Source organism: Nocardia citri, assembly GCF_054065835.1.
In genome coordinates this window covers 1-10,059 of sequence record NZ_JBSUQM010000048.1, presented here as the reverse complement: position 1 = coordinate 10,059, position 10,059 = coordinate 1, and the positions used below count along the sequence as shown (strand labels likewise).

At 61.1% G+C, this 10,059-nt stretch carries 11 protein-coding genes; 2 read left to right on the top strand and 9 right to left on the bottom strand.

Annotated elements, in window-relative coordinates:
- Together ACW2Q0_RS30790 and ACW2Q0_RS30785 are read right to left on the bottom strand one after the other, a co-directional pair.
- A partial coding sequence (locus ACW2Q0_RS30790; RefSeq protein ID WP_457194438.1) for a DUF2637 domain-containing protein occupies nucleotides 1–708 on the bottom strand: 708 nt, incomplete at its 3' end.
- The gene (locus ACW2Q0_RS30785; protein ID WP_457194437.1) at nucleotides 708–1,169 is read right to left on the bottom strand and encodes a hypothetical protein; all 462 of its coding nucleotides are present in this window, start codon (nucleotides 1,167–1,169) and stop codon (nucleotides 708–710) included. The genes ACW2Q0_RS30790 and ACW2Q0_RS30785, both read right to left, overlap by 1 nt.
- Nucleotides 1,170–1,196: 27 nt before the next feature.
- On the opposite strand from ACW2Q0_RS30785, the gene ACW2Q0_RS30780 reads away from it, so the two are divergent.
- Complete coding sequence (locus ACW2Q0_RS30780; RefSeq protein WP_457194436.1) at nucleotides 1,197–1,520, top strand: hypothetical protein; 324 nt, start codon at nucleotides 1,197–1,199, stop codon at nucleotides 1,518–1,520.
- A 33-nt stretch (nucleotides 1,521–1,553) separates the two neighbouring features.
- On the opposite strand, the gene ACW2Q0_RS30775 is transcribed toward ACW2Q0_RS30780, so the two are convergent.
- From ACW2Q0_RS30775 to ACW2Q0_RS30745, 7 genes are all read right to left on the bottom strand, one after another.
- Nucleotides 1,554–2,465 (bottom strand): NAD-dependent epimerase/dehydratase family protein, encoded by a 912-nt coding sequence (locus tag ACW2Q0_RS30775; protein ID WP_457194435.1) that lies wholly within the window; start codon nucleotides 2,463–2,465, stop codon nucleotides 1,554–1,556.
- 15 nt (nucleotides 2,466–2,480) lie between these two features.
- Nucleotides 2,481–3,860: a helix-turn-helix domain-containing protein gene (locus ACW2Q0_RS30770; protein ID WP_457194434.1), complete on the bottom strand. Its 1,380-nt coding sequence runs from the start codon at nucleotides 3,858–3,860 to the stop codon at nucleotides 2,481–2,483.
- Nucleotides 3,861–4,369: 509 nt separating this feature from the next.
- Nucleotides 4,370–4,756, bottom strand: coding sequence for a hypothetical protein (locus ACW2Q0_RS30765; protein WP_457194433.1), 387 nt, complete (start codon nucleotides 4,754–4,756; stop codon nucleotides 4,370–4,372).
- Nucleotides 4,757–4,966: 210 nt separating this feature from the next.
- Nucleotides 4,967–6,199 (bottom strand): hypothetical protein, encoded by a 1,233-nt coding sequence (locus ACW2Q0_RS30760; RefSeq protein WP_457194432.1) that lies wholly within the window; start codon nucleotides 6,197–6,199, stop codon nucleotides 4,967–4,969.
- 697 nt (nucleotides 6,200–6,896) lie between these two features.
- Nucleotides 6,897–8,060 carry a site-specific integrase gene (locus ACW2Q0_RS30755; protein ID WP_457194431.1) on the bottom strand — a complete coding sequence of 388 codons (1,164 nt, stop codon included), beginning with the start codon at nucleotides 8,058–8,060 and terminating at the stop codon, nucleotides 6,897–6,899.
- Nucleotides 8,060–8,233: a helix-turn-helix domain-containing protein gene (locus tag ACW2Q0_RS30750; protein WP_457194430.1), complete on the bottom strand. Its 174-nt coding sequence runs from the start codon at nucleotides 8,231–8,233 to the stop codon at nucleotides 8,060–8,062. The genes ACW2Q0_RS30755 and ACW2Q0_RS30750 overlap by 1 nt, the downstream gene beginning before the upstream one ends.
- An 11-nt stretch (nucleotides 8,234–8,244) precedes the next feature.
- A complete protein-coding gene (locus ACW2Q0_RS30745) occupies nucleotides 8,245–8,991 on the bottom strand; it encodes a replication initiator (protein ID WP_457194429.1) in 747 nt (248 codons plus the stop codon).
- An 86-nt stretch (nucleotides 8,992–9,077) separates the two neighbouring features.
- On the opposite strand from ACW2Q0_RS30745, the gene ACW2Q0_RS30740 reads away from it, so the two are divergent.
- Nucleotides 9,078–9,965, top strand: a complete 888-nt coding sequence (locus ACW2Q0_RS30740) for a hypothetical protein (RefSeq protein ID WP_457194428.1) — start codon at nucleotides 9,078–9,080, stop codon at nucleotides 9,963–9,965.
- Nucleotides 9,966–10,059: the final 94 nt, after the last annotated feature.

The window sequence follows — 10,059 nt, the reverse complement described above, 5'->3', positions numbered from 1 at the left end:
GGCCACCGACGTCAGCGGACGAGACTCGACCGCCGCAGTAGCAGGTGCGGGAGTAGACGCATAGTTCGCCGCCGTACTAGGCGAAACACCCAGCGCCCTACCGATTTCGGTGTAGGACTTGCCGTCGGCCCGCATAGCGACCGCACGAGCGACCGTCGCCGGATCACGCCGCGGCCGAGACTTCTTGCGAACCGGAACCGGGACGGGTGCAGGAGTCGGAGCGACATCGGCCCGTACTTCCTGCCCTTCTCCAGGCTCGGCGACGGGTGACGGCTCCGCTTCCGAAGCCGACTCGCGTTGTGCCGCACGGAACAACACGACCAGGCCGTGGGTGTCCACGAGCAGCGAGATAGGAGCGACAGCAGCCACCAGCGCCGATGCCCACCAGGGAAGTTCACGGCCAGCAGCGACCGCGTGCAGGGAGTTACCGACCACCGAGACCGCAGCCCCGACCATCAGCACCCACGTGAACCAGCGCCGCTCAGGGCTTTTCGCGAGCACCACCGCACCGAGCGTTGCGAGGATGATGGTGCCGTCCACGATCACGGGGAATAGCCACGCATCCTTGGCGGGGATATGGGCGAGGACCGCGAGGTCCCGCAGGGTGGCGAAGGACAGCCGGAACGCCGCCGCCCCAACACCCGCGATGATGATGACGGCGGACCAGCGCGCCACACGCATCCCCACCGACCGGCCCGCCGTATTCATCACGCCGCCTTAGAACCGGACGGACGCGCCGCACCCGGATCAGCCGGTGCCTGCTTCGAACCGGAGTTGTCGCCCTTGATACCGGTCGCTCGGACGTTCCAGCCGATCGACTTGAACTCCCCCGAACCCGCGACCTTCGGCTTGATCTGCAAACCTTCCAGCTCGATCGAAGTCATGCCAGGCACGATCTCCGCAGCAGCCGGGACAGGCTGAACATCGCAGATGAACACCACGTCAAAGCTCGCCTGCTTCGCGTTCGGGGCGGTCGGATCGGTGACCGTGCCCTTCCACATGCGCTTCCCGGTGCCGTTGCCGTCGTCATCGAGATCGACCTTCTGACGCTTCGGCGCGTTGCGATCGGTGCTGAACTCCGTCACCGCCTGAACCGCACCCAGCAGGAACAGACCCTTCGGGAACGCCTCGTGGAAATCCGGGCGGAACCACACATCCTTGAGAGCCATCTCGTCATCTCCTCGTGAATGGATTGATTGGCTGATTTCAGCCTGATTGACCGCTGGCGATTCCCCGGTGCCAGATTGTCACAGCAGGTCACGGTGGCTAGCCACCTTAAAATGTACAGCATGGATGGACTCTTGGCTAGCCACCGTGACATGCTCGGATTCATGCCGAGCAAGCACCAGCACCCCGCGCGCGTATATCGACCCGACCCGGATCTATACCGGCGGGCTCAGGACGCCGTGCAGCAGGTGGGCTCGAACATGAACGCGCACGTGATCGAGTTCTTGCGCTGGCTGGCGGGTGACACCGATGCGTTCCCCTCGCGGCCGAACTCAGCGAGGGATGACGAGTAGGTCAGAAGCGATGCGGAAGCTTCCGATCGGAGGTCATAACCCTGCCACGTCGGAGGACCATGCATCTCGGACGATGGTCTCGATATCGGAATGTCTTGGTTTCCAGTTCAATTCGGCCGCAGCCTTTGAGATGTCGGCGACCAACCTAGGCGGTTCCTCAACCGGTGGGCGATTCTCCATCGAAACGCGTTGTCCAGTAACGTTTTCCACCGTCGTGATCACATCGGACACGCTGGTGCCAGATCCACTACCGATGTTGAAGGTAGCTGAGCATCCAAGATCAGGAACGTGTCCAGCACCAGCGGTAAATGCCTCAGCCGCATCGGTGATGTGCAGATAGTCCCTGACCGTGGAACCGTCGCCGTTCACCGCTAGGACCGCGGTTCCGGCTGCGGCTGCCAGAGCACGGGGAATCAGACGGGTCGGGTCTGGATCGTTACCGCCTGCCACGTTCAGCATCCGGATGATCACAGCTGCGAGGTTGCGGCCCATGCACTGTGATTCGATGGCCAACTCGGCGGCTAGCTTGCTGGCCGCATAGGGGTGCGGCGGTGCTGGCGGCAAATCCTCGGTCATAGGTTGGCGGTCCGGTGTGCCATAGATGGCGCCAGTAGAGGCGAACACGATCCGCTGCACGCCGGCCGCCTGCATCGCGTCGAGCAGCGCAATCGTGCCACCGGTGTTCACCCGTAAATAGCGCAGCGGCTGGGTCATCGATTCTCGCGCCCGCGTGAGCCCAGCGAGGTGACACACCACATCGACATCCCGGACCGCGTGCCGGAGGGAACGAGGGTCGAGCAGGTCGGCGACACGAACACTCGCGGCCCCGTCGAAGCCTGCCCCTTCGTTCCGGACCATGGCGATCGGCTCATAACCATGAGCCTGCAGGGTTGCCACGACAGCACGGCCGACGTAGCCATTGGCTCCGGTCACCAGTACGCGCACGGAGCCATCATCGCATCAAGGCATCAGAAGGTCGCGGTACTTCCAGGTCAAGGACAGGCACGCCGCAGCAGCGGCGGCCAGCGGTTCACGGTTGAGGGCGCGACGCACGTTCGTGCCGGTCCATGCGATACCCACAGTTCCAGGGTCCGACGGGTACAACTCACCTTCGGCATTCTGCGGTGCAATCTGAGGGAAGGCCGCGTCGAACACTTCCGAATCGACAACGACCGTGGTCAGAATTTCACCGGCCGGAGCGAGCGGATCGATCCCGATGCCGAAGCACCAGGCCCGCACGCCCCCGGTTCGCCGTCCCTCCGACAGCGTCCGGAAAGGCTCGGTGTCGTAGTCGACAGGCGTCCCGCTGCTCCCGTCATGCTCAGGTGAGTCAAGGAACTCCTCCGAGAACTCGCGCAGCATGTTCCGCCAAAGGTCGAAGTCCCGCGCAATGTTTGCCTGTCCGATCGCGGCGGGCTGGAAGACACCCGCTGGAATGATGTGGGTAAGACCGGCAGCCAACGTGACCATCGTGGAGCCCCGGCGGTGCAGGAAGAAAGTGTCGCCTTCCGGTGCGCGCCGGATCGTCAGGGTGTTGATGCTCGGAAGGATCGGCCGGCGGCCGGTATCGAACAAGTCACCGACCCTTCGGCGGAAGGGAAGACCATCGAGCTCGATCTTCCCGCGCTGCGCCGAGATCCAGGCCGCAGCCGTCTCGTGAGCGATCACCTCACACACGTCCACCATGTCGAAGTAGGTGGTCAATCCGAACGACATCCGCGCCCCCCTCTGGTCGAACGAGGCATTCAGGAGCCGATACGACGTGCGGTTCTCGAACAGAGATGGTTGCGCGATCGACCTGATCGCCTGGCTGTAGCGAATGAACCGTTGCCCATTCAGGCGCCGTGGGCGATAGGGCGCCGACTCGACCTCACTACCGCTCAGTTCGGGCGGCGGAGCATCCTCCTCGAAGGTAAGCGCGACCGCATCCAGGTCGAGAGGTTCTGACGCCATCCAGCCTGGCCGGGTAATGCACGTCGTCCCCTCGATCGGCAGAGCATCCCAGTACAGCCGGGCCGAGGCCCCAGTCAATGCGTGACGGTTACGGTTCAACGTCTGCCGGACCAGGCGCCATTGCGTGACCTCTTCGTCTCGCTCCGCCTGCGCCAAGCCAGCCGGGCTCATCAGCCCGAACGTCTCCGGCGGTAAATCCATCGCCTCCGCGAAAAGTCGAAGCTGATCGACGTCCCGGCAGGACCGTGTTCCGTTGAGGTACTTCGACACCAACGTTCGGTCCACGCCCAGAACGCGTGCCATCTCCTCATGCGTCGATAACCCATGCGCTCGCATGTAGGCCCGCAACACATCAGCCAAACGGGACTCGTGCTTGGTTTGCGACATCAAACCGCCCGATCTTCTTCACAGGTGGATATCCACCTCAACCGTAGCACTCGACAGCTCGCTGACCGGGACAATCTGTCTCGTACCAAGCTCGACCAGACTGACGGCCAACGGCTTTCATGCCACTCACGCAAGTTCCGCCGACTATTGCCGAATTTAGCCATACAGGATCAAGAGCGCGGCAACGGCGCTGCGCGCCGCCGCCGCGCTTCGACGCGCAACGCGTGCTGATGAGGCGTCGCCCGCGGCGCGTCGGTGCGTCGGCGGCACGCTGCGCCACTCCCGGAGCTCCCCGATTCGATCGGCTCACTTCTGCACAACCGAGCAGTGCTGGGCGCGACGCCAGCCGTACCCCCGCTTGCCGCCCGCAGCGGATCTCGGAACGGCCGGCCCCAGCCCCCGGTCAACTGGCCGTGGTTGTGATCGAAACTGCCGACAGGAAGAGCCGCACCCAACTGGACTCTCCGGTCGAGTACGGCTCATCAGCTTCCGGTCACTCAGGTGTCGGATCAGGGTGCGGGCAGTTCCTCCGGGAGCGCCACACCGAGCGACTCCAACTCCTCATTCGCCTTCCAGCCGTCCACGGACCACTCGATCGTCAGGTCATAGTCGGCACCCCAACGTCGCCGGATATCGTTGATGACGTCGTTCACGAGCCTCCGAACGTCGTCCGCCTGGTCGTCGATGCCCTCGTCCGAATCCTCCAGGCCCCACGTCGCGGCCCAGCTATCACTATCCGGATCGTCCCGTTCGTACAGCCGCCGCAACTCCACCTCAACCACTTCGGACTGACGCGATTCGCTCATCCCTCGATAGTGCCGCGAACCCTGTTGCCGAACAACCAGTTCGAGCGCGATCCGCGTGATGAGGGTCACCAGATCCCCCACCTTCCTCATGGCCCGATGGTCTCGCTCCAGCCGAACGAGTCAAGGACCACCTCCGGTGTCCGCTACGCGGTGCCTATCGGCATCCTTGACACGTCCGTCTTCCACTGAGAGATGGCCAATATGAGGAAGGACGGGGAAGAGAAGTCAGCAGAGACCCACTCAGCGCGAGCGCACGCTCAGTGCGGGATTCAGTAGGTGTCAGTTCGCAATAGCCGAAGCTCAACGTCCCCTCAGCATGTCTAGGAGGTTCTTTGCTCCGACAACACGTTCATTGAGTTTGGGATCCAAGACGGTGAGCAAAAAGGCCGCAGCCCACACCACGCTCGCCACCGACCATGCCACTCTTAACTCATCCGGTAACGTTACGTGGGCCACATTCAGCGCAGCTAATAGGCCGCCCGGGATCACAGCAGCCACTAGCTGACGGAGAAATAAAAGGATTCTTTGTCGCCATCCTATTTTTCCACCGTGCACATTGTCCGAGAGCTTCAAATGGTCAAGCCTGCCGCAGCCTAGGGCGCCCACTATGACTGCCATCTCTCGCTTCAGATACTTTTCAGTATCCGACTTGGAGAATAGAATCCAGGGTTTCAAATCCCTCACGTAGGCAGCCTTTTTCCTGAAAACTGCATAATTTGGATCTCCCTCTCCAGTCACGCCAAGCATTTTAGGAAGCCTGATTTCGATATGCTTCGCCAAGGCTTCTAGATCACGAACCAGGCTCCTGCGCTCACGCACGGAAACTCCGAGGTCATCGCACTTCAGTAGGACATTGAGCGCGGGAAGCATTCCCAACATCAACTTCTCATTGAAGTGTGGAATGAAACGAATGGCAAATATCAGTACGCAACTCGACATTAAAACGGATATCGCAATGCTAACTGCGGTCAGCGCCAGCATCGACGCTATGTTTCCAATACATTGCACCGCAGGTCGACCACTCGGAATGGTCATTAAAAATCCGGCAGCTGTAGAACCCGTGACCGCGATAGCCGTAACGAAATAAGCTATTGTGGTTAGCCTATCAGGTACAAACCTTCGAGGGATTCGACGAATCTTGAATCCGTAGCGGAAATATTCATAGAAGCACCATGCCGACATCACGAACACGAAGAGCATCCCTATATAGGAATATCCAGGAAGTCGCAGGTAGCCCATAGTAGAAATGACCAAGAAGATCGAAGACAACGATATCTGAACCGCCAGCCATATGGCGATGGTAAGGAGTCGGAATCCGGAGATTACAATTGCAAAACTATGGCGAATTACACTTCTTTCAATAGCTTTGATATCGCCTGCGGTGAAAATTTCGTCCAGCTCATCCCTGCAAGCCGAAAAGGGGTTCAGATAACTACGTGCCAGATTATGACTGACAACTATATGCACGCCTCTAAGGGCAGTCTTTAATTTTACCCTCCTACTAATATCGCTGCGTCCCGACTCGGGTTCCATTAAAGCTCCTTATTCGATTCAAGCTGACCACTGGACATCTGGCCTTCGCCTCCTCCTGCCGTTCGATCGACTAGCTGCACCCCGAAGCCGTACGCCGGACAACCTGTACAGAGCCATTTGCCAGATGATCCCGCTCAACGCGATGCCTGCGCTTGTGATCGAGACGGTGAGGGCAGCGGATGATGTTGTCATTAGGTCAATCCCCCAGAGCGAGTCGACAACTGGTGGTACCGACCACCCGCTGAGTATCCGGTCCTTGATAGCTGTCGAAGCCTACCGTTTCGACTGACTTGGCGGGCACCGGCATAGTCGAGACGGTAGTGCCCACCAGCGACACATCGTGAAGAGAGGTCGCTGCGCTGACGGGAGCACTTGTCGTTGCGCCAGGGCGGAATCGAACTGCTCGCCAGGAAGTCTCCACAATGTCGCCGACCGTCCCGGTTGTGTGCAGTTGCCTGGAGTTGTTCTAGATCGTGTATCCGGTCAAAATCGTGGTGCGCCACAATGAATTTGACGAACAACTGACTGTCCGGTGTTGTCTGTGATAGTCCAGTGTTCTGCTAGTCGGCAGGTTTCTGGTTCGAGTCCAGATGGGGGAGCATATATCGGCCCCCTACCAGTGCAAACAGGTAGAGGGCCGAATCGCTTTCCAGGCAGATCGAGCCGAATCGACTACTTTCCTACTACAAACGACTTACTACTTTCCTTCGATGTAGCGATCCAGCGCCTCTCTCGCGTCGGGGCCGATCGTGCGCCGTTCGAGGTAGTGACGTTCGGTCGTAGCCAGCTTCGCGTGTGACAGCTGTGCCTGTGCCTCTGCCGGGCCGAGGTCGTCGCGAACCACCGTCGCAACGGTCGGGCGAAAGCTACGTGGCGTCACCCACCGCAGGTCCTCGGGCAACGCCGCACGCAGTGAGCGACGCAGATTCGCCAGGCTCATCCACCCGCCATCACGGTTGCTGAACACCGGGCTATCAGGATCGGACCCTTCGCCGGACAACGCTGTCAACGCCTGCACCGCCAGCTTGGGAAGAATCAAGGTGTGATCGGGAGCGTCACCTTTGCGCTCCTCCTGCCGATGCAACGCTGTGCCCTTGATCGCGCCGTGGTCGATAATCGTGCCCGCAATCGTGATGGTCGGTGGATCGGCCAGCAGGTCGACATCGGACCACCGCAACGACAGCACCTCATTCGGCCGGCACCCGGTCGAAACCAATACGTCGATGAATTCCGGTAGTTGCCGACCGGGACGAGGCCCATACCCATTGGCCCGATCGCGATAGGCGCGCACCGCCTTACGCACCTTCGCGAATTCCTGCGGCGACAGCGCGCGGGCCCCGGACCGTTTGCCCGCCGTCCGGCTGGTCTCCCGGATCGGATTCACCGCGAGAACGTCATACCGGACCGTCAAAGCGAACATGCCCACCAACACCACCCGCAGCATCTTGGCGTTGGACCGCGACTGATCGGCCACTTTGGCGAGATGCTGCTCAGCCCGACTCGTTGGCAACTCGCGCACTCGGAGTGCCCCCAACGGCTTCTCCCCATGCCGGGCCCACACCTGCCGATACTGGTCCGCGGACTGGCGCTTCAACTTGGTCTTACTCGCCAGCCAAATCGCGAACAACTCCGACAACGACGTGCGTTCACTGACGACAGCGCCGACAGTCGGTGTGGTCCGCTTCTTCAAGTGCCGCACCATATTTCGCCGAGCATCCTCAGCGCTGGTCCCGGTGCGAACCACCTTCCGGCGTTGGCCGTCCGCATCGCGCACATACGTCGATGCCGTGAACTTGCCGGGACCAGACTGGGTAACCGTGATCTTCCCCCACTCACCGGGGGACATTCGCTGCCTGGGCATCAAGCCGCCTGGTCGAGTTCAGCGATGTAGTCCGCCACCGCCTGCTCTGTGACGAAGCGACGACGGCCGATCTTCACCGACCGCAGAGCACCGGAGCCGATCAGTTCGTAGTACTTGCTGTGACCGACCGGGATGAGCTTCCGAACGTCCTGTTCGGTGAGTAACTGCGCCATCTCCATGCCCCCTATGCCGCTGATTGCTTGATTGCCGAATGTTCTTTCCACGCTTGTGGTCCCGCCGCGAGTAGTGCTCTGTCGTACTCGGCACGCCAGGCTGTTCGTCGGGCGATCTCGCCGAGGATCACGTGGTCCCTGGGTGGTGCGGAGTGGTCGCCGGGTTCGACCGGTCGCACGATCAGGTGCGAGGTGTCGGGTTTGACGATGCCGACCGAGGCCAGCAGTTGCCGAACGAACTCAATGCGATCGGCCTTGTGATCGGGCAGCGTCTTTGCCGACCAGCGACGTGACACCAGCACGCGGCGACCGGGCAGCCCGAGAGTGTCGCGGCGATGGGCTTTGCCCCGGCACTTACCGGGAACGGTTTTTTCGCTGGCGCCCTTGGGGACGATGCCGTAGCGCAGCCACACCGCGCAGCGCGGCGAGCACGGGGTGTGCTGGAGTTCGCTGTGCAGGCGGTCGTAGTGGATGGCGGTGCGCACCGAGTCGGTTTCGAGGACTTCGGCGACGGACTTGGTCAGATACTTGGTGACGTAGCCGATGGCGGCGTCGGCTTTCTGGCCGGGGATGTGGCCTTTGATGTGGCCGGGGTCCATGCGTTCACCGAAGCGCGCGACGTAGGCGGGCTCGAGGTCATCGACGGTATCGAGGATGTCCAACGCCTCATCCCACCCTTGGAGTGGTCGACGGGTGTCGGGATCGACGAAAGTCATTGCCTGCCAGTCCCAGACCGGCAGCGTGTCCCCGGAGTACACCTCGTTTTCTGGGTCGAAGTGCGGCCACCTGCCGCGTCAGAAGGTCACCAAAAAGACCATCGGATCTGTATGAGGCGTTCGAGGCGTTGCTCCTCGACGAGGAGGCGTTCCGCGACGAGCTTGGCAAATTCGCGGGCCTTGACGAGGACGGCAAGCCAATCATGCTGCCTCATCAGGTCCCGCCGCTGGTCAGCCAGCACCTGCCTTGGCTGAAGCCGACGGCCAGAAACAAGATGTTCAACACGGTCGTGAGGGCACGCGCGTCCGTTGGAGCATTCCATCAGCTGTCCTCCGTTCCGAGCCGTGAGGAGAGAAGCAAGCACAAGATGAATCTTGAGCAGGTCATCCTGCCGCTGCTCAACCTCACTACGGCGACAGTCACGCTTCCGTATTTCGACCCGGCAGACAGCCAGACGAAACGTCAGCAGGCTCGCGTGGGATTGATTAGCGGCAAGCAGTTCCTTGCGCTGTTTGACAAGCTGATGTGGCACCCGGAATACCACCGCGTTATCACGCCGCTTCGCACCGCCATCGAGACCGCCACTGAGAAGCAGCGAATCGAAGACTGGGCGATCATTTGGCCACAGCGCCAGTCGCCCGGCCGGATGCTCTGGTTCGACGAGCTCGGTCTTGAGGCGCCTGTCTGGAAGCGTAAGCGGAGACAGAATCCTCCGCGTATTGATTTCACCGGAGAGAACAAGCGCAACATCCTCTCAGCCAGCCCGGTAGCGAAGGGCGAGGCGATCGATGGTCTTGGGAAGAGCGACACCCGAGGTGTCCTAGTCATCTCCCTTGTAGCCGACCAGGACGAACCCAGTGAAGCGACACCCGTGGTCCGAGCCAACGTCGTTGGCCTCATCTCGTTGAGGGTTCCCGACAAGTCGATCCAGAGCAGGCGCGAGCTCATCCAGTGGGGGGTCAACAGGTCCGACAAAGCAAACGAAGTCGTTGTCGACGACCCGCATATCCGATGACGGTGGCGCCTGGTCGCAGGAGAACACGGCTCGTATGCCCAACGTGCCTGACGTGCGCAGATGACCTGGATGGGAACCTGGGGGTCAAAGTGGT